Below are 19179 nucleotides of genomic sequence, written 5' to 3'. Positions count from 1 at the left end.
GGATCAGGAAGACAGGGAAGGCGGGGCGCGTGACCCCAGCGGCGGCCCAAGGGCCGGCAGCGGCGGCGTGGCGCGGTAGACGGGAATCTCGGGCGCGGCGTAGGCGGCGCGCGCCGACAACACAGGTGCGAGCCCGGTGTCCGGCAGAATTGCGTGCGCGGCGAGGGCGCCGAAGGCGCAGGCCTCTGCGGCACCATGCTTGGCGTCCGGCTCGGCCGGCAGGTCGAACGTCACGTTCATCGTGCCGCCGGCTTCGCACAGCGTCAGCATCAGCGAGGTCGTGGACGGCCCCGCCATGTAGCCGGTCGGGATGAAAGCGCGCAGCACAAAGGCGGCCATTGCCAGGCAGACGAGCAAACGCCAAGGCAAGCCGCGGGGCTGAAACGCTGAGTCCCGATGAGTCGACATGGGCGGGATTCTATTACAGAACCTCACGCATTCTGTCCGAATGGAAACGCATGCGGCGTTCGGTCGCAGGGCGCTTACTATCGATCGGGTGTGTGCATTGGAAACCCGACAGGAGTTCGCCAGGATGATGCCCCCATCGAACGACAGCCCGACCGGCACGCCGGATGGCAGGACGCAGTCAGGCTTCCCGTCTCCTTATCCGCAGGCCCCCTGGAAACTGCACGGCCATGCGCTCCTGAGTGCTTGGCGGGTGCCGTTGACCGATCTGCCGCAGCAGGCGCCCGGTGATGCCCGTGTGGTCACGTTGGGACGCCATGCCATCTGCACCACCGTCTGGACCGCTTACGAACCGGGCGGCACGCTCGCCTACAACGAGCTGCTCTTTGCGACGGCGGTGCGTCACGCGGGTTTGCTGGCGCCCGCGTGCACGGTGGGGCCGATCTGGGTGGACGACGAGGCGGCCGCAGAAGGTGGCCGCAAGCTGTGGGGCATCCCGAAGCGCATCGGCGATTTCGAGCCGCTGCCCGCCTTGGGCAAGCCAGGTGAGCCGGCCGCGTTGGCGCAAGCGTCGCTCGTTGCGGAAGGCCGGCCCGCCGCCAGCGTGCAATTCCGACCCGGCCTGCGCGTTGCCTTACCGCTACGATTCGCGGTCTGGACGGTTCAGGATGGGCCGGCAGGGCTGATCCGCACGCGCTGCACGCTGCGAGGAACGCTGCGTTTCGGGACCGCGCACTGGCGCATGGCCGAAGCGGGTCCGCTGGGATTTCTGGCACGGCGTCAACCGGTGGCCAGCGCATGGTTGGAACGGATGTCGGTGTCGTTCGGGGTGTAGGCGCTGCCCGCGCAGGAACACGGCTTGCTGCGCCGCCTCTTACGGGCATCTGCTCGGGCCCGCAACTCACGAGGCGATCCAGTGACCCAACTCATCGAAAATCGGTACGCCCTTACCGTGCGCCCCATGCCGGCGGTATTCCTGGCCGGGATGTTTCCTTTGTTTCTCGGCGCGGCACTCGCGGATGCTGCCTATGCGCAGACTTTTCACATCCAATGGAACAATTTCGCGTCCTGGCTGCTGGTCGGCGGACTGCTGTTTGGCGCGATTGCGCTGCTGTTTGCCATCGTGGACCTGTTCAGGGCCACGCAGCGCGCGCGCGGCATCGTTCCTTATGCCGTCGTGCTGCTGGCAGCCTGGCTGGTAGGCCTGTTCAATGCGTTTATGCACGCCCGCGACGCATGGGCAAGCATGCCCACCGCACTGATTCTGTCTGCAGTCGGCACCGTGCTGGCGCTTGTGGCGCTCTGGCTGGGCTTCCGCACGCCGCACATCAGGGGGCCGCTATGAAGTACATACCACTGATTGCCGGAATTCCGTTGCTGGTGATGGCAGGGGTGTGCAGCGCGCAGGCTGGAGGCCAATATGGGCCTTCGCCTGATCTGCCCAAACCCGAACGCGGCCTGCTGCCCGATATGGTCATCGCCAAGCCTGCCCCGTGGGGCGCCAAGGTGCCGACCGTGCCCGAGGGCTACAAGATTTCGGCCATCGCCACGGATCTGAAGATTCCGCGGCAGACGCTCGTGCTGCCCAATGGCGACATCCTGGTGGCCGAGGGACGCGGCGGCAGCGCGCCCGACCTCAAGCCCAAAGACGTGATCGCGGCCGTCATCAAGGCCCGCGGCACGAGCCCGGTCAAGGGCGGCAACCGCCTGACGCTGCTGCGCGACCCGGACGGCGATGGCACCTACGCGGCCTCCGTCTTTGCCGAGAATCTCAACGCGCCGTACGGGCTGGCGCTGGTCGGGAACCAGCTGTACGTCGCCAATCAGGACGCATTGGTGCGGTTCGACTATCAGCCTGGGCAGACCAAGGCAAACGGGCCGCCCGAAGTCGTCACGCCGCTGCCGTCGGAGATCAACCATCACTGGACGAAGGCGCTGACCGCCAGCGCCGATGGGCAGTATCTGTACGTGGGCATCGGCTCGAACAGCAACATCACCGAACGCGGTATGACGGCTGAAGCCGATCGCGCGCGGATCTGGCGCGTGAATGCCAGCACGGGTGAATACAAGACGTATGCGACCGGCCTGCGCAATCCCACCGCGCTCACGATCCAGCCCGATACCGGCCAATTGTGGGCCGTGGTCAACGAGCGCGACGAAATCGGTCCCGACCTGGTGCCCGACTACCTGACCACCGTCAAGGAAGGCGCCTTCTACGGCTGGCCTTACAGCTATTGGGGCAAGAACGTGGACGATCGCGTCCGGCCGCAGGATCCCGCCAAGGTCGCGTCGGCCATCGCGCCGGACTACGCCTTGGGCTCGCACGTCGCGGCGCTTGGCGTCGATTTCTCAGACGCTTCGATGGGGGATCGTTTTGCCAACGGCGTCTTCGTCGGCGAGCACGGAAGCTGGAACCGCAAGGATCCCGTGGGCTACAAGGTGGTCTTCGTGCCGTTCACGGACGGCCGGCCTTCAGGCCCGCCTGTGGACTTCGTCGCAGGCTTTCGCGACAGCGACGGCACGACGCGCGGGCGTCCGGTTGGCGTGACGGTAGATCCGAAGGGCGCGCTTATCGTGGCCGACGACCTGTCGAACACGATATGGCGAGTCACCCCGGCGCAGCCGGCGCAACCCGCGCAGACGCCCAAGCCGGTCGCTGCGGCGCAGCCCTGACAAGTCATCCCCCAGGCCTCCCGCGCGACGCATCGCATCGTTGGGGGGCCACTTAACAGGAGCACACATGGCAACACTTCAAGACGTCAACATCGCCATTCTGGCCGTCGATGGATTCGAGCAGGTCGAACTCACCGGCCCTCGTCACCGTCTGCACGAGGAGGGCGCGCGCACAGTGCTGGTGTCCGCCCGCACCGATCCGATCCAGGGTTTTCATCACGACAAGCCGGGCGACCGGTTTCCGGTGGATCTGACCTTTCTGCAGGCCGCCTCCGAGCCGGAGGTCTTTGACGCCTTGCTGTTGCCCGGCGGCGTGGTCAATGCGGATGAAATCCGCATGCAGCCCAAGGCGCAGGAGCTGGTGCGCGCATGCTTTGACGCGGGCAAGCCGGTCGCCGTCATTTGCCACGGCGCCTGGCTGCTGATTTCCGCCGGTGTCGTCAAGGGACGCAAGATGACCAGTTGGCCATCGCTGCAGGACGACCTGCGCAACGCGGGCGTTGAGTGGGTGGATGAAGAGGCCGTCGTCGACGGCGTATTGGTGTCCAGCCGCAAGCCCGATGATATTCCCGCGTTCAACGAGGCCTTCATCGGCGTGCTGCGCAAAGCTGTCGAAGGGCGTGACCGCAAATAGGCTGGCCTGGCGCGCGCGCGGGGTTAACAGAAGACGCATCGGGAGGCGCCTCGAAAGGGGCCCTCGAAGCCACCCCATAAGCTGCCGCGGCGGATGAGGCTACGTACGCTTCAAAGCAACAGTCACCAGTACCGACGCGTTCTCCAGCGCAAAAAGCGAATGCGGCGCTCGGCCGGGCAGGTACATCAGGCGGCCGGCGTCCAAGACATGCGTGGCGCCGCCGGTCGAGACCTCCACGCTGCCCTCCAGGCATTGAAGGGTGATTTCGCCCTCGACGTCATGCGAGGGCATTGTCTTGCCCGCCAGCAGCACCAGCCGCATGACCTCCAGATCCTCGGACTTGAAAAGCGCGACCGACTGCTTCTGCGCAAGCGCCGCGCCATAGGGCTTCAGATCGATGACCTGTCCGGGATCCGCGTGTTTCAGGGCCATGATGACTTCCTTCGCTGGGAGATGGATGGACCAACGATACCCCAGGCGAGCGCAGCGCGGCCGATCAGTTGATCTTGATGCCGCGTTCCTTGACCAGGTCCTTCCATTGCGCCGTTTCCTTGGCCAGGTGGTCGCGCAGTGCGTCTGGCGTGCTGCCGATGGACTCGGCCCCGATCGAATCGAGCGTCGCTTTCACCTTGGGATCTGCCAACGCGGCGCGCATGGCATCGTTCAGCTTGGCCACCACATCCGGTGGCGTGCCCGCAGGCGCGAAGGCGGCGAACCAGGGCATCAGCTCATAGCCTGGCACGCCCGCTTCCTGCATGGTCGGCACGTCGGGCAGGGCGGCCGAGCGCTTGGTGGTGGTGACGCCCAACGCACGCAGCTTGCCGGTCGCGATGTGCGGCTTGGCGGACGTGATGCTGTCAAACATGTAGTCCACCTGCCCGCCCAACAGGTCCGCGACGGCCGGGCCGCTGCCCTTGTACGGCACGTGCAGCATGTCCACGCCCGTCATCGATACGAACATTTCACCGGCCAGATGGATCGACGTGCCGACCCCGGCGGAGGCGTACGTGTAGTGCTTGGGCTGCGCCTTTGCCTTGGCGATCACGTCCTGCACGTTCGTCGCGCCGGTGCGTTCAGGATTGGTGACCAACACGTTCGGCACCACGGCCAGCAGCGAGATCGGCGCGAAGTCCTTGATGGGGTCGTAATTCAGGTCCTGGTACAGCGCGGGATTCACGGCCATGCCGTTCGCCACGATCAGGATGGTGTAGCCGTCCGGCTTGGCGCGCGCGACGGCAGCCGCGCCGATATTGCCGCCCGCGCCCGCGCGGTTTTCCACGATGAACGACGTATTCAGCTGCTTGCCCATGGATTCGCCCAGCGTGCGCGCGATGCTGTCCATGGCGCCGCCCGGCGGGAAGGGCACGATCCACTTCACCGGGTGGTCGGGATAGACATCGGCGTGCGCCGCCGCCGCGCCAGCCAGTAGCGACGCGGCCAGCAAGGCGCGGGCGAAGGGTTTGAAGGGGGGGCGCAGGCGCATGAAAGTCTCCGTGTTCTTGATTTATGGGCGGCGATGCGGAACCGATTCATACTCTGGCCGACCGCGCTTGAACGATGGAGGCAGTATCGCTTGCCTTTTTCCAAGGCGTCCAAGACTATATGGGTTTCAATTGATACCTTCAGGGTCTTAATCGTCATGGAACTCAGGCACTTGCGCTATTTCCAGGCCGTGGCCGAGGCCGGCAGTTTCACGCAGGCGGCCGCGCGGCTGCACATCGCGCAGCCGCCGCTCAGCCGCCAGATCAAGCAACTGGAGGAGGAAATGGGCGTGCTGCTGTTCGAACGCACCACGCGCGCCCTACGCCTGACCGAGGCGGGCCGCTTTCTGCTCGAGCAATCGCGCCTGTTGACCGCCCGGCTGGACGAAGTGCTGGAAGGCACGCGCCGGTTGGGTCAAACGGAGCGCCGCTGGTTCGGCATCGGCTTCGTGCCGTCCACGCTGTACGGCTTCGTACCGGAACTGATCCGGCTGCTGCGCAGCGCGGACGAGCGGGTCGAAGTGGGCCTGATGGAAATGAACACCTTGCCGCAGCTCGAAGCGCTGAAGGCAGGCCGCATCGACCTGGGTATCGGCCGCATCCTGCTGGACGACCCCGCGATCGAACGCCGCGTGCTCATGACCGAACCCTTGATGGCCGCCGTGCCGCTGCATCACCCGCTGGCGGGCCAGGGCAGCGTCTCGGTCGACCGGTTGGCGCGCGAGCCCTTCGTCCTGTATCCGGCGCGGCCGCGGCCCAACTACGCGGATCACGTGCTGGGACTCTTTCGCGCCGCCGGCCATTCGCTGCAGGTCGCGCAAGAGGCCAACGAGCTGCAGACCGCCATCGGGCTGGTTGCGGCGGGGCTGGGCGTCACGGTCGTGCCCGCGTCCGTGCAGCGCCTGCAACGCCAGGACGTGGCGCATGTGCGGATCGAAGCCGACGCGTTTGTGTCGCCAGTCATCGTCAGTTATCGCAAGGATGATGCGTCGGTGTTCCTGGCGCGGGCGCTGGAACTGGCGGGGGAGCTTGCAAAGGGGTAGGGGCGGCGGAGGTGACCTGCCGCGCTATCGTCCGCCCGCAGGCGAATACGCGCCCACCAGTTCGATGATCCAGTCGATAAAGGCGCGCAGTTTGGCGCTGACGTGGCGGTTGGGCGGGAACGCCACGTACATCGGCATCGGGTCCATCCGCCAGTCCTCGAACACCGGAACCAATTCGCCCTGCGCAAGATGCGGCGCGGACATGTAATCCGGCAGCCACATCACGCCCATGCCGGCCAGACCGGCCGCCAGGTAGGCATTGCCGTCGTCCACGGCCAGCACGTAACGGCCGTGCACGTTGACGACTTCGCTGCCGCGGCGCATGGCGTAGGGCAGCGCGCGGCCCGTGCGTTGCCACAGAAAGCCGACGATGCGATGGTGCGTGTCCTCAAGCTCGCGCGGGTGTGCAGGCTTGCCGGCCAGTTTCAGATAAGAGGGCGCGGCATAGACGCCCAATCGTAGGTCACCGACACGGCGGGCCATCAAGGATTGATCGGTCAGCTCCCCGCCGCGCACCACGCAGTCGACGTTTTCGCCGATCAGGTCGACGATGCGGTCGCTGACGCCCATGTCGAGCTGGATGTCGGGATAGCGCGCGTGAAAGGCCGGCAAAGCCGGCACCAGCACCATGCGCGCCAGCGGGCTGGGCACGTCCACGCGCAGGCGGCCACGCGGCGCTTCGGCGGCGCTGGACAGGCTGGTCTCGGCGTCGTCCATGTCGGCCAGCAGCTTGATCACACGCTCGTAGTACGCCGCGCCGTCGGCCGTGACGTTGACCTTGCGCGTGGTGCGGTTCAACAGGCGCACGCGCAGCCGCGCTTCCAGCTGCTGCACAAGCTGCGTGACGCTGGTCTTGCTCATGTGCAGGGTTTCGGCCGCCTTGGTGAAGCTGCCGGTCTCCACCACGCGCGCAAACGCGGTCATTGCGTCAAATCGGTCCATGGCTGCTCCGCAGGGTGTTGGGGATTGTTTGGATTCTACAAATAGTGATGGATGAAGTTGACCGTTTATCCGCGCGGCGGGCGCTTTTACAGTTTGCCTATGTCAACGCGGGCGGTCCGAAGCCCCTTCACTTGGAGAATCCCATGAACAACCGTGACGTCGTGTTTCCTCCTCATCGCCACGCGCTTTACGAGCGCAACCGTTATTCGCCGGCCGTGCGTTCCAACGGCTTTCTGTTCGTTTCCGGCCAGGTCGGCAGCCGCGACGACGGCTCGCCCGAGCCCGATCTGCGGCAGCAGGTGCGGCTGGCGTTCCAGAACCTGAACGCCATCCTGCACGCGGCGGGCGCGTCGTTCGACGACGTGGTCGACGTGACGGTCTTCATGGTCGATCCGCAGTCGCAGTTCGAGACCATGTGGGAAGTGGTGCCGGAGTTCTGGGGCGAGGCGCCGTTTCCGAACATCACGGCGGTGGGGGTGACCTGGCTGTATGGATTTCAGTTCGAGATCAAGGTCATCGCCAAACTGCCGGAGGGCGCGACGGCTTGAGCGTGCGGCCGGCCGGCGGCCGGACCGCTGGCCGGATAATGACCGGCCCATGGCGGAATCATGACCGCCTGAAGACGACGACCTTGCTGGTCAGCTTCTGCAGCGGTTCATCCCGCTGGTTCGACGTGACGGATTCCACGACCACGATGGCGCGATCGGGTTTGGAACGGGACGGCGTGATGCTCAGCACCGTGCTCGTCACCTTCACCACGTCGTCGGGGCGGGTGGGCTGCGGCCAGACGACTTCGGCCCCAGCGCCAATCACGCCGCGCGCCACGGGAAAACTTTCGACCAGCAGCTTCATAGTCAGCGCCGCCGTATGCCAGCCGCTGGCCGCCAGACCCTGGAATAGCGTGTCACGCGCGGCGTCCGGATCCAGATGAAAGGGCTGCGGGTCGAATTGCGTGGCAAAGGCAATGATCTGCGCCGCGTCCAGGGCGTGGCTCATACTGACGAAGACGTCTCCGACGGACAAGTCTTCAAGATAGATCAGCGGCGGCTTGCGGGTATCGGTCATGAACAGCTCCGGCGGTCGACAGGTGGGTGGGGCATTATGGGCGCGCGCCCACCACTCCCGCAATGCCGCGGGCGATGACCGTTGCCAAAATCGGGTCCATAATCGGCATGTCCCGTTTTATGGATGTCGCACCATGGCAGAAACCCCCACGTCGTCGCAAGAAATCCGTCCGCTGGAGATCGGCGACATCACCGTCATCGACAACACCAAGCTCAAGAAGGCCGTGACCGCCGCGGCGCTTGGCAATGCGATGGAATGGTTTGACTTCGGCGTCTACGGCTTTGTTGCCTTCGCGCTGGGCAAGGTGTTCTTTCCCGACGCCTCGCCCGCCGTGCAGACCATTGCCGCGCTGGGCACGTTTTCCGTGCCGTTCCTGGTCCGGCCGCTGGGCGGCGTCTTCTTCGGCATCATGGGCGATCGCTTCGGACGCCAGAAGGTGCTGTCGCTCACCATCATCATCATGGCCATCAGCACGTTCTGCATCGGCCTGATTCCCGCCTATGCCACGATCGGCATCTGGGCGCCGATTCTTCTCTTGGCGTGCAAACTGGCGCAGGGCTTTTCCGTGGGGGGCGAATACACCGGCGCGGCCGTGTTCGTGGCCGAATATGCGCCAGACAGGCAGCGCGGCTTCCTGGGAAGCTGGCTGGACTTCGGCTCGATCGCCGGATTCGTCGTAGGGGCGGGCATGGTCGTGCTGCTGCAGACCATGCTGGGCGAGCAGACCTTCCTTGACTGGGGCTGGCGCATCCCGTTCTTCGTGGCCGGACCGCTTGGCCTGCTGGGCTTGTATCTGCGCCACGCGGCCGAGGAAACGCCGGCCTTCACGCAACAGCTTGAACGGATGGAAAAGGAAGACCGCGACGCCGTGCAGGAAAAGCCGACGGTGTCATTCCGCGAGATCTTCAGCAAGTACCGCCGTGCATTGCTGGTCAGCATCGGCATGGTGCTCGTGACCAATGTCACCTATTACATGCTGCTCACCTACATGCCCACGTATCTGTCGGGCAGCCTGGGCTATACCGAAGGGCATGGCGTGCTCATCATCGTCGTTGTGATGGTGGGCATGCTGTTCGTGCAGCCGGTGGTGGGGTTCATCAGCGACAAGATCGGCCGCAAGCCGTTCCTGCTGGCCGGCAGCCTGGGCCTGCTGGTCACGGCGATTCCCTCGTTCTTTCTCATCGGCAGCGATAACACCGCGCTCATCTTTTTGGGACTGTTGCTGATCGCCGTGTTCCTGAACTGCCTGATCGGCATCATGGCGTCGACGCTGCCCGCGCTGTTTCCTACGCGCATCCGCTACAGCGCGCTGGCCAGTTCGTTCAACGTGGCCATCATCTTTGCCGGCCTGACGCCCACGGTTGCTGCATGGCTGGTCGAAGAGACCGAGAACCTGATGATGCCCGCGTACTACCTGATGGCGGCGTCGGTCATCGGGCTTATCACGTCGTTCTTCCTGCCCGAAACGGCCAACCGGCCGCTGCGCGGGGAAACGCCCACGGCGTCCAGCCGCAAGGAGGCCAAGGTGCTCCTGCAGCAGGCGTACGAACACATCGAGCAAAGCGTGCAGGACGTCGATGCCGAGATCGCGGCGCTGGAGGAAAAGCTCGACGCGCTGCGCGTGCGGCGCCAACGGTTGGCCGACAGGCATCCGGATATTGAATAGAGGAGCGGGACATGAGCGTGCCATTCAAACAGGTGGATGTGTTCACCAACGAACCCTATCGCGGCAATCCCGTCGCGGTGGTGCTGCAAGGGCAGGGGCTGTCGGACGAGCAGATGCGGCGCATCGCCAACTGGACGAACCTGTCGGAGACCACCTTCGTGCTGCCGCCCACGCAGCCCGGCGCCGATTACCTGGTGCGCATCTTCACGCCCCAGGCCGAGCTGCCCTTTGCGGGGCATCCCACGCTGGGCACCGCCCATGCGCTGCTCGAGGCGGGCATCGTCGCGGCGCGTGACGGCAGGCTCGTGCAGGAATGTGCCGCCGGCCTGATCGAACTGTCGATCACGGATACGGCGGGTGGCAGCCCGCTTATCGCCTTCACGCTGCCGGAACCCAGCCTGGCCGACCTTGGAGCCGATCTCGTCGACGAAATGGAAGCCATCCTGGGCTCGGCGGTGCTGCACGATCCTGCGCCCAAGTTCGTCAACGTGGGCCCGGTATGGACGATTGCCCAATTGCCCAGCGCGCAGGCGGTGCTGACGTTGGGACCGGACTTCGCACGCATGGCCGATTTCGACCGCCGCAACAATGCCGCGGGCATCGTCGTGTACGGCGCCTACGGCGAAGGCGCGGAAGCGGCCATCGAGGTCCGAGCCTTTGGGCCCAGCCTGGGCGCCAACGAAGACCCGGTCTGCGGCAGCGGCAACGGCTCGGTGGCGGCGTTCATCCGCGACGCCGGACAGGTGCCGCAGTTCGGCACGGAATACCTCAGCACACAGGGCGCCGTGGTCGGGCGGTCGGGCAGGTTGCGCATCTCGTTCGATGCGGGCGGCGCCATTCGCGTGGGCGGGCAGTCCGTGACCTGCATCGACGGGCGCATCGCTGTTTGAGACGGGGGCCGCATGACCGCGATGCGTGCCCGGTTTTCGGCAGGCGCGGCGTGGACTATGCTTGAACGTCGCGCATTGCAGCAAGGTTGAAGCGCATCACTTTCCTGCCAAGGAGGAGCACGATGGCCAGCAAAAACACCGTTTGCCTGTGGTACGACGGCGACGCCCTGGAAGCGGCGACCTTTTATGCAAAGACGTTTCCCGATAGCAAGGTGGGCACGGTCCACCGCGCACCCGGCGACTATCCCTCGGGCCAACAGGGCGACATCCTGATGGTCGACTTCACCGTGATGGGTATCCCCTGCGTCGGCCTGAATGGCGGCGACGCCTTCCAGCACAACGAATCGTTTTCCTTTCAGGTCGCGACCGACGATCAGGCAGAAACCGACCGTCTGTGGGACGCCATCGTCTCGAACGGCGGCCAGGAGAGCGACTGCGGCTGGTGCAAGGATAAATGGGGACTGTCCTGGCAGATCACGCCGCGGGCGCTGCTGGCGGCGGTCACGGACCTGGATCAAGCGGCGGCCAAGCGCGCGTTCGAGGCCATGATGACGATGAAGAAGATCGACATCGCGACGATTGAAGCGGCACGGCGGGGGTGATTTCGCGGCCGGCCAACGTAGGCTGAGGCCCCTGCAAGTTCCAACGGTTGGAAGTCAGCCGGTGTGGCGGCCAGATCAAGAAATGATCTGCTCATGGGACAAATTTTTGGGGTCGGATTACACGCGCTCGTGCGCTGCCGAGCGTGATGCAAAGCGCACCCGGAAAAGGTGAAATGACACGTTTTCACCGTAAAATCCCGCAGCCGCCGCGCTTTTCGGCGAAATCTCCTGACTTTCGAGATGTACGTCGATCTTCTCACTCTGTACCTGCTGGCAGTTGGAACACTGCTTGTCAGCGCCGGCCTCATGTTCTGGGAACAGCGGGCCAACCCCACTCGCAGCAAGGAATTACGCATCCTGGCTTCAGGTTTCGCCACGCTGGCGCTTGGCTGCGCGGCGGCGTTATATCGTCGCGACCTTCCGGGCGTCAGCGGTGCGGCGCTCAGCAACCTCGTTATCCTCGGCGGCTATCTGCTTGTGCTCAATGGCGTTGCTGCGCTGAGCGGACGGCGCTATGTGCGCACGTCGCTCTGCGTGCTGATCGGCATGGGGCTGACCTGGGTGATCGGGGGCGTGCGCTGGCTCGACGTGATGTGGACGTATGTAAGCTCGGTGCCGATTGCGCTCGTCAGCGGATTGACGGCCTGGGAGGTGTACCGCTGCCAGGCGCTCAAGCCGCGCCGGTCTCGGTACATTGTGATGGCCGTTGCGGGCGTGCATACGGCGCTTTACGCCGGCCGGGCGTTCATCCTGCCCTGGTTCGACTCGCAACCCGTCCTGACGCTGGCCGGCAAGCTCACCATCTACGAGGGCGTGCTGTATTCCGTGGTGCTGCCGATGACGCTGCTCAAGCTCATCCGCGACGAAACGCACCGCCAACTGCTGCTGGAGTCGCAGACCGACTACCTGACCCGGCTGGGCAACCGGCGCTGGTTCGTCGAGCAGGGCGCGCGCATGCTGAACGGCAAGGAAGGGCGCGGCGCGGTGTCGGTGCTGGCGTTCGACCTGGATCACTTCAAGTCCGTCAATGACCGCTATGGGCACGCGGCGGGCGACCAGGTGCTCAAGTCCTTTGCCGAAACCGCGCGGGAAGTGCTGGGGCACGACACCATTCTTGCGCGCATCGGCGGCGAGGAATTCGCCGCGCTGCTCTGGGGCGACGACGCAAAGGGTGCCCACACGCTGGGCAAGGCGATGGCCGAGCGCTTTGCCGTGACCGTCTCCAACCGGATCGACAACATCGGCATTGCTGCGACGGTCAGCATCGGGCTTGCGCGTTTCAACGGCGACGCGCCCACCATCATGGATGCGCTGGCCATCGCAGACCAGGCGCTTTACCGCGCCAAATCGCTGGGCGGCAACCGGCTGGAAGTGGCCGGGACCAGGGAGCAAGCTGCGGCCTGAACGGCCGCGTTGCTTCGGGACGGTGATGGTATCGGCTACTGCGCGACGTACTGCTTGCGCGTGGCGTCGTAGGCGTAGATGACGGCGTCGCCGGGGCCCAGCTTGCGGGTCTTGCCGGGACCCGAGATCGTGTTGCCCGTGAACTGCACCGTCACGCGCGGCAGGTCGGCGGTCGCGGTGGCGCTGAAGACCAGTTCACCTTCGCTGCGCGTACACGGCATGACGTCGCCGTCCGCACAGGCCGGCCCGTTGTCCTCGCCTGCGATCACGTTGCCCACGTAGGACCACACATTGCCCGTTTCGTCCTGACGCTTTTCCGGGGGCGTGAAGACAAGCAGGGCGTAGCCGCTGATCGTGATGCCGTTCTCGAAGGTTTCGGTGGGCACCGCCAGCAATAGCTTGCCCGATGCCGTGCGGTACTCCAGCGGCTTGCGCTGCGTGTCGACTTCCGGCGGCCTTTCGTACGCGCCGAATTCGCCGATGGTCGGCTCCATGCCGCGGAATTTCCAGGGACTTTCCGGGGATGCCGGGTCGCGGAGGAAGGTGGCTTCGGCCAGATTCACGGTCGTCATGGGACCGACGTCATCCTCACCCGGCTTGCCATAGCGCTCGGCGGTTTCCCAGATGAAGCCGGTGTAGTAAGGCGTGCCTTCCAGTTCGAACGCATGGCCGAACCAGTAGGTGGCGATGCTGCCGTTGGCGACGTTGGCGGACGGTTCGCCCTTGCTGTCCACTTGATGGATGGCGTAGATGACCGCTGCGGCGTCGGGCGGCGCAACCCGGGCAGCGGCGTTGGCGGCGGGGGCGGGTGCGTTGGCTGCTGGCGTGACGGGGGCAGGGGATGCAGCAGCTGGTGCTGCGGCAGCCGCAGCACCAGCTGTCGATGCTGCGGCGGGCGCCGCCGCCTTTTCCTGCGCGGCATTGCCCGGCGTGGGGCTCATCGCCGCAAACGCGGCCGTGATCGCCGCCACCAGCAGCGCGGCGGCCGCCGCGTTGCCCGTCCGCAAACCTTTTCCTTCTGACTTGCGCGTAGACGCCATGTCCTTCTTCTCTCTCAGTCACGATGTGCAGGCACCGGCGGATGCGGCCGGCGCGCGCCAGTGCTGGGGCGCTTGCCTGCGCCGCAATACGGGCTGCATGGGAATTTCGGGTGCCAAATCGTTGGCGGCCTCGAACATAGAAGGGGGACACAAAGGGTGTCAAGGCAAGTGTGGGCGGGAGCGGCGGCCGTGTAACGAAGCCATCGCCGGCCGATTCACGGCGGCGTTTACGGCGGGGCGCAAAAATACCCGTATTTGCCTGGCATCCACGCCGCAGGACTGGGCAAAACGGCGCTTAACGCCCTGTTACCTTGGCAATATTTCGGGGTTGCGACCGAGATGGAGTTGCGGCGGCCGGCGTAGTGCCGGCCAGGCGCTTGTGCGCCAATAGCGAAAAGGACGCGATCCGGGCTCCATCGGACCGCGTCCCTGCGCGCCCAAAGGGCAACGGCCTAGCCGCGCCCGTTTGCATGCGTGGCGAACATCACTCCGCCTCGATCTTCGCTTCCTTCACCACCTTGCCCCACTTGTCCAGGTCCGACTGGATGACCGCCGCGTATTCCTGCGGCGTGCCGCCCTGGACCTCGATGCCCGCGGCTTCCAGCTTGGCGCGCACGGCGGGTTGCTTGAGGACCGCGTTGATTTCGGTGTTGAGCTTGGCGATGATCTCCTTCGGCGTGCCCGCCGGCGCCAGGAAGCCGCCGTTGGTGTTGGCGTCGTAGCCCTTCAGGCCTTGCTCCTGCGCGGTCGGCACGTCGGGCAGCGCCTTGGTGCGATTGGCAGTCGACACGGCAACGGCGCGCACGTTGCCTGCCTTGACCTGTTCCTGCATCGCGCTCAGCGTGTCGATGTAGAGCACCGTGCGGCCGGCCAGCAGGTCAGGGTGCGCGGCGGACGAACCCTTGTACGGGATCAGCAGCATGGGCGCGCCGCTGACCATGCGGAACATCTCGGCGGCCATTTCCTGCGCGCTGCCTCGGCCCGACGTGGCGACTTTGGCGTCGTCAGGATGCGCCTTCATCCAGTCCACCAATTCCGGCAGCGTCTTGGGCGGGATCTTCGGATAGACCGAGAACACCAGCGGAATTTCATGCGTGTAGATGATGGGCTCGAAACTCTTCTGCGGGTCCCAGCCCAGGTTCTTGAACAGGTATTTGTTGATGTTGTGGCTGCCGCCCACGATGCCGATGGTGTAGCCGTCGGGCTTGGCGTTGGCGAGCAGTGCGGTGCCCAGGTTGTTGGAGGCGCCCGGCCGGTTGTCGACGATGACGGGCTGGCCCAGTGATTGTGAGAGCTTTTCGCCGACGACGCGCGCAATCATGTCGATGCCGCCGCCCGGCGGGGCCGGCACGATGATGCTGATGGGGCGGGTGGGGTAGTTCTGCGCCGCGGCCAGGCCGGGCACGGCGGCAAGGACTGCCGAAAAGGCCAGGGTCTTGGCCAGCGTGTTGAAGGTCATGCTTGTCTCCTCGGGGTGGTCAACTTCAGTCAACTCTGTAAGGCGCCCCGGGTGTGCTGCACCCCGGGGCGCGGATAAGGCCTTAGCCGCGCCCCGCAAAGGGCATGGCGCTGGCCATGACGGTCATGGTCAGGACGTTGGCGTCCAGGGGCAGCGACGCCATGTGGCGCACCGCTTTCGCGACGTGTTCGGCATCCATCATGGGCTCCGGTGCAACCGTGCCATTGGCCTGCAGCACGCCGCGTGTCATGCGTTCGGACAGCTCCGTCATCGCGTTGCCGATGTCGATCTGTCCCGCCACGATGTTGTAGGCGCGGCCGTCCAGCGCCAGCGACTTGGTCAGGCCGGTCACCGCGTGCTTGCTGGCGGTATAGGGCGCGGTAAAGGGGCGCGGCGTGTGCGCGGAGATGGAACCGTTATTGATGATGCGGCCGCCCTGCGGCGTCTGGCGGCGCATCAGCCCGAAGGCGGCGCGCGCGCACAGATAGACGCCCGTCACATTGGTGTTGATGGCGTTGAACCACTTTTCCAGCGGCAGTTCGTCCATCGGCACGGCGGGCGCGTTGACGCCCGCGTTGTTGAACAGCAGGTCCAGCCGGCCGAATCGGCTTTCGATGGTGTTGAACAGCGCTTCGACGCTTTCCGGGCTGGTGACGTCGGTGGGCACGGCCAGCGCGGTCTGACCGCGCGCGGCAGCCTCGGCTTGCAGCGACTGCAAGGGATCGGCGCGGCGGCCGGCCAGCACGACGGTCCAGCCGTCGTTCAGCAAGGCGATGGCGGTGACGCGGCCGACGCCGCTGCCTGCGCCGGTGACCAGGGCAATTTTCTGGGTGGTGCTGTCGTTCAAGGGATGGCTCCTCGGGCGGATTGGATGGTTATTGATGTTGAAAGAATCGGCGCGGCGTCAGGCGGCGCGGGGCGCGGCAACGGTCATGGTCAGGTCCCCGATGCCGGCCACGCCCGCGCTGACGACATCGCCAGGGCCCAAGGGACCGACGCCGGCGGGCGTGCCGGTAAAGACGAGATCGCCGGGCGCCAGGGTCACGGATCGCGAGAGCATCGCCACCAGCTCGGCTACGGACCACAGCAGGCCGGATATGTCGGCCCGCTGGCGGTCTTCTCCGTTCACGGACAGCCACAACGCGCCTTCGCGGGGATGGCCGCAGGCGTCAGCAGGCACGATGGCGGTGCACGGCGCGGAATGATCGAAGGCCTTGGCGGGCTCCCAAGGACCGCCCGCGCGCTTGGCCTGCTGCTGCAGATCGCGCCGGGTCATGTCCAGCCCCGCGGCGTAACCCCAGATATGGCGGGCTTCGACGTCATCTGCAGCGATGTCCTTGCCGCCGCGGCCAATCGCCACGACCAGCTCGATCTCATGGCAGTAGTCCGCCGTGTCCGCGGGATAGGGCAGCGCGCCGGTGGCCGGGAACACGGCGCTGGCGGGCTTCATGAACCAAGCCGGCATCTCGGCCGGACGCGCTTCGTCGGGCAGCCAGCGATAGTTGCGGCCGATGCAGAACACGCGCGCGACGGGAAATCGGGCCGCGCTGCCGGCGATCGGCAACGTGGTTGGTGCAAGGGCGGGAAAGACGAGGTCGGTCATGGCAGTCGTCGAAGATGTGCCTTGCGGCTCAGGTCGTCAGGCTCAACGCCGGACGCTCGCCGGCCAGCGCCTGCGCAATGCTGTCCAGCACCATCTGGCCCATCGCCGCCCGCGTCTCCCACGTGGCGCTGGCGCGGTGCGCCTGCAGGGTGGTGCGATCCGACTGGCGCAGCGCCTGCGGCACACGGGGCTCATCCACAAAGACGTCCAGTCCCGCGCCCGCGATGCGGCCGGCGACCAGCGCCTCGGTCAGGTCGGCCTCATTGACCAGCCGGCCGCGCGCCACGTTGACCAGGAAGCCCTGCGGGCCCAGCGCGTCCAGCACGGCGGCATTGACGATGCCCTCGGCCTTGTCGGCGGCGGCGCAGAGCACCAGCGCGTCGGACGCCCGGGCCAGCGCGACCAGGTCCGGCACGAATTCATGCGGTACGTCGTCCATGGCGCGCAGGTCGGTGTAGCGGATCTGGCAGCCAAAGGCCGCCGCCCGGGTAGCGACGGCGCGGCCCACGCGGCCCATGCCCACGATGCCCACGCGCATGCCGCTGAAGCGGCGCGCCAGCGGGATGGCGCTGGGCGACGGAAACTGCTCCCACAGGCCTTCCCGCACAAAGCGGTCGCCCGCGCAGAGGCTGCGGCAGGCTGCGATCAGCAGGCCGATCGCCAGGTCGGCGACATCTTCGGTCAACGCGCCCAGCGTGGCCGTGACCGGCAGGCCGCGGCCTCGGCAGTACGCCAGGTCCACCGCGTCAGTGCCCACGCCATTGACCGCCACCACCTTCACGCCGGGCAGCTGTTCCAGCATCTCACGCGAGATGCCGGTGTGGCCGCCGGTGATGACGGCTTCGATGCGAGCGCCGTGCTCGCGCAGCCAGGCCGCCTGATCGGAGATCTCGAAGAACTTGTGCACCTGGTACAGCGAGGCAAGCTCGTCGTTGACCGCCGGGATCAGGATGGGATTGAGTTGCAGGACCTGAGGCTTCATGTCGGTTCGGCTCTGGTGGGGGGACCGGCTGCGGGTCCGCGTTGAACATGGATTCCATGGTATTTAATGATTGATTTGTAAAGCAATATTGATCTATAAAATCAACATATAAACTTTGCTACAGAAGATCATGGGTACCTGGATTTCAATGGCCGAAGCGTGCAGCCAGCTTGGCGTGCGGCCGCAGACCATCTACGCCTACGTCAGCCGCGGCAAGCTGGAGGTCATGCCCGACCCCGCCGACACGCGCCGCAGTCTTTACCGCGCCGAAGACGTCGCGGGGCTGGCCAAGCGCAAGCAGGCGGGACGCAAGCACGAAACGCTGGCCACCAACACGCTGTTCGGCGCCGAGCCCAGCATCCCCACTGCCATTTCCACCTTTCATCGCCAACGCCTGTACTACCGCGGACAGGACGCGGTCACGCTGGCCGGTTCGGCCAGCCTGGAAGAGGCCGCGCAATTGCTGTGGAGTTCGGACCAGCAGGCGGACTTCTCTTGCACTGCGCGCGTGGCCTCACCGGGCCGGGTCGCGGCGTTCACGTCATTGGCCGCGCTGGCTGCCACCGGGCACTCCACGCATGGCCGCATGACGCGCGTCCTCCACACCGAATGCCAGAGCCTGGTCGGCCAACTGGCCAACGCGTTTGGCGCGCAGCCCGGCAAGCGGCCGCTGCATCTGCGGTTTGCGCAAGCCTGGAAGCTGTCGCCGCAAGCCGCCGAGTTGCTGCGCACCGCCATGGTCCTGCTCGTCGACCACGAACTGACCAGTTCGGCATTCGCCGCGCGCATTGCGGCCTCGACCGGTGCGTCGCTGCCGGCGTGCCTGCTGTCGGGTCTGACCACGTTGTCCGGGCCGTTGCACGGCGACGCCTCCGGCCGCGTCCGCGCGTTGTTCGACGATGTGGCGCGTCAAGGCGAAGATCAGGTGATCGCGCACTACCTGTCCACGGGCCTGCCGCTGGCGGGCTTCGGCCATCACCTGTATCCCGATGGCGATCCGCGCGCGGCGGCGCTGCTGGCGCAGTTTGAGCCGGCCGAGGTCATCACGCGCTTCATCGATAAGGCCACGCAACTGACCGGCCTGCATCCCAACATCGACGTGGCGCTGGCCGCGCTGTCGGCGCACTGCAAGCTGCCGGAAGATGCGGCCTTCGGACTGTTTGCCACGGCGCGCAGTATCGGCCTGCTCGCGCATTGCCTGGAGCAGCTCAGCGTCGCGCAAGTCATCCGGCCGCGCGGACGCTATGTGGGCATCGTGCCGCAAGCGGCCTAGTCCGGCAATCTTCGGTA

General features: G+C 65.9%; 21 protein-coding genes. 11 read left to right on the top strand and 10 right to left on the bottom strand.

From position 1 onward, the window contains the following. Positions 1 to 3: 3 nt before the first annotated feature. On the bottom strand, positions 4 to 408 hold the full coding sequence (locus B3098_RS23930) for a DUF2946 family protein (RefSeq protein ID WP_239212729.1): 405 nt from the start codon (positions 406 to 408) through the stop codon (positions 4 to 6). A 124-nt stretch (positions 409 to 532) separates the two neighbouring features. On the opposite strand from B3098_RS23930, the gene B3098_RS23925 reads away from it, so the two are divergent. The 4 genes from B3098_RS23925 to B3098_RS23910 all read left to right on the top strand — a co-directional run bounded on the left by B3098_RS23925 (position 533) and on the right by B3098_RS23910 (position 3712). After that, a complete protein-coding gene (locus tag B3098_RS23925; RefSeq protein ID WP_286899426.1) occupies positions 533 to 1240 on the top strand; it encodes an acetoacetate decarboxylase family protein in 708 nt (235 codons plus the stop codon). Positions 1241 to 1264: 24 nt separating this feature from the next. Then, the gene (locus B3098_RS23920) at positions 1265 to 1750 is read left to right on the top strand and encodes a DUF2231 domain-containing protein (RefSeq protein ID WP_286899425.1); all 486 of its coding nucleotides are present in this window, start codon (positions 1265 to 1267) and stop codon (positions 1748 to 1750) included. Next, entirely contained in the window at positions 1747 to 3078 is a 1332-nt protein-coding gene (locus B3098_RS23915) for a PQQ-dependent sugar dehydrogenase (RefSeq protein ID WP_286899424.1), read from the top strand. Before B3098_RS23920 ends, B3098_RS23915 begins: the two co-directional genes overlap by 4 nt. 67 nt (positions 3079 to 3145) lie before the next feature. Continuing rightward, positions 3146 to 3712 carry a type 1 glutamine amidotransferase domain-containing protein gene (locus tag B3098_RS23910; protein WP_175121343.1) on the top strand — a complete coding sequence of 189 codons (567 nt, stop codon included), beginning with the start codon at positions 3146 to 3148 and terminating at the stop codon, positions 3710 to 3712. A gap of 99 nt (positions 3713 to 3811) precedes the next feature. Here the strand turns inward: B3098_RS23910 and B3098_RS23905 are convergent, their stop codons facing one another. Together B3098_RS23905 and B3098_RS23900 are read right to left on the bottom strand one after the other, a co-directional pair. Further along, entirely contained in the window at positions 3812 to 4144 is a 333-nt protein-coding gene (locus B3098_RS23905; protein ID WP_239212738.1) for a cupin domain-containing protein, read from the bottom strand. Between the two features lie 64 nt (positions 4145 to 4208). Next, positions 4209 to 5195 carry a tripartite tricarboxylate transporter substrate binding protein gene (locus B3098_RS23900; RefSeq protein ID WP_279971098.1) on the bottom strand — a complete coding sequence of 329 codons (987 nt, stop codon included), beginning with the start codon at positions 5193 to 5195 and terminating at the stop codon, positions 4209 to 4211. 156 nt (positions 5196 to 5351) lie between these two features. Between B3098_RS23900 and B3098_RS23895 the strand changes: the two genes are divergently transcribed. Continuing rightward, positions 5352 to 6236, top strand: a complete 885-nt coding sequence (locus tag B3098_RS23895) for a LysR family transcriptional regulator (RefSeq protein ID WP_286899423.1) — start codon at positions 5352 to 5354, stop codon at positions 6234 to 6236. A gap of 24 nt (positions 6237 to 6260) precedes the next feature. Here B3098_RS23895 and B3098_RS23890 read toward each other — a convergent pair whose 3' ends face one another. Next, positions 6261 to 7178 (bottom strand): LysR family transcriptional regulator, encoded by a 918-nt coding sequence (locus B3098_RS23890; RefSeq protein ID WP_286899420.1) that lies wholly within the window; start codon positions 7176 to 7178, stop codon positions 6261 to 6263. A 143-nt stretch (positions 7179 to 7321) separates the two neighbouring features. Here B3098_RS23890 and B3098_RS23885 point away from each other — a divergent pair, with 143 nt between their 5' ends. Beyond that, complete coding sequence (locus B3098_RS23885; protein ID WP_175121348.1) at positions 7322 to 7726, top strand: RidA family protein; 405 nt, start codon at positions 7322 to 7324, stop codon at positions 7724 to 7726. Positions 7727 to 7784: 58 nt separating this feature from the next. Here the strand turns inward: B3098_RS23885 and B3098_RS23880 are convergent, their stop codons facing one another. After that, complete coding sequence (locus B3098_RS23880) at positions 7785 to 8243, bottom strand: MaoC family dehydratase (RefSeq protein ID WP_286899418.1); 459 nt, start codon at positions 8241 to 8243, stop codon at positions 7785 to 7787. Positions 8244 to 8376: 133 nt separating this feature from the next. Here B3098_RS23880 and proP point away from each other — a divergent pair, with 133 nt between their 5' ends. The 4 genes from proP to B3098_RS23860 all read left to right on the top strand — a co-directional run bounded on the left by proP (position 8377) and on the right by B3098_RS23860 (position 12805). Beyond that, a complete protein-coding gene (proP, locus tag B3098_RS23875) occupies positions 8377 to 9909 on the top strand; it encodes a glycine betaine/L-proline transporter ProP (protein ID WP_175136364.1) in 1533 nt (510 codons plus the stop codon). A gap of 11 nt (positions 9910 to 9920) precedes the next feature. Further along, positions 9921 to 10799 carry a PhzF family phenazine biosynthesis protein gene (locus B3098_RS23870; RefSeq protein ID WP_286899417.1) on the top strand — a complete coding sequence of 293 codons (879 nt, stop codon included), beginning with the start codon at positions 9921 to 9923 and terminating at the stop codon, positions 10797 to 10799. A 122-nt stretch (positions 10800 to 10921) separates the two neighbouring features. Continuing rightward, positions 10922 to 11401 (top strand): VOC family protein, encoded by a 480-nt coding sequence (locus B3098_RS23865; RefSeq protein WP_056561644.1) that lies wholly within the window; start codon positions 10922 to 10924, stop codon positions 11399 to 11401. Positions 11402 to 11641: 240 nt separating this feature from the next. Further along, positions 11642 to 12805: a GGDEF domain-containing protein gene (locus B3098_RS23860; RefSeq protein WP_286899416.1), complete on the top strand. Its 1164-nt coding sequence runs from the start codon at positions 11642 to 11644 to the stop codon at positions 12803 to 12805. Positions 12806 to 12840: 35 nt separating this feature from the next. Here B3098_RS23860 and B3098_RS23855 read toward each other — a convergent pair whose 3' ends face one another. The 5 genes from B3098_RS23855 to B3098_RS23835 form a co-directional block, all read right to left on the bottom strand. Beyond that, positions 12841 to 13746, bottom strand: coding sequence for a hypothetical protein (locus B3098_RS23855; protein WP_414631317.1), 906 nt, complete (start codon positions 13744 to 13746; stop codon positions 12841 to 12843). Between the two features lie 583 nt (positions 13747 to 14329). Beyond that, entirely contained in the window at positions 14330 to 15304 is a 975-nt protein-coding gene (locus B3098_RS23850) for a Bug family tripartite tricarboxylate transporter substrate binding protein (RefSeq protein ID WP_175121359.1), read from the bottom strand. Between the two features lie 82 nt (positions 15305 to 15386). Further along, positions 15387 to 16151, bottom strand: coding sequence for an SDR family oxidoreductase (locus tag B3098_RS23845; RefSeq protein WP_286899411.1), 765 nt, complete (start codon positions 16149 to 16151; stop codon positions 15387 to 15389). Between the two features lie 57 nt (positions 16152 to 16208). Beyond that, positions 16209 to 16907 (bottom strand): fumarylacetoacetate hydrolase family protein, encoded by a 699-nt coding sequence (locus tag B3098_RS23840; RefSeq protein ID WP_279971091.1) that lies wholly within the window; start codon positions 16905 to 16907, stop codon positions 16209 to 16211. A 28-nt stretch (positions 16908 to 16935) separates the two neighbouring features. Next, on the bottom strand, positions 16936 to 17889 hold the full coding sequence (locus B3098_RS23835; protein ID WP_286899409.1) for a 2-hydroxyacid dehydrogenase: 954 nt from the start codon (positions 17887 to 17889) through the stop codon (positions 16936 to 16938). A gap of 130 nt (positions 17890 to 18019) precedes the next feature. Between B3098_RS23835 and B3098_RS23830 the strand changes: the two genes are divergently transcribed. Continuing rightward, entirely contained in the window at positions 18020 to 19162 is a 1143-nt protein-coding gene (locus B3098_RS23830) for a citrate/2-methylcitrate synthase (protein ID WP_286899408.1), read from the top strand. The last annotated feature ends 17 nt before the right edge of the window (positions 19163 to 19179 follow it).

The organism is Achromobacter sp. UBA2119, from assembly GCF_002331005.1.
Classification (GTDB): Bacteria; Pseudomonadota; Gammaproteobacteria; order Burkholderiales; family Burkholderiaceae_B; genus Achromobacter; species Achromobacter animicus.
The sequence above is the reverse complement of the archived record's forward strand: the minus strand, read 5'-3'. Positions and strand labels throughout refer to the sequence as shown.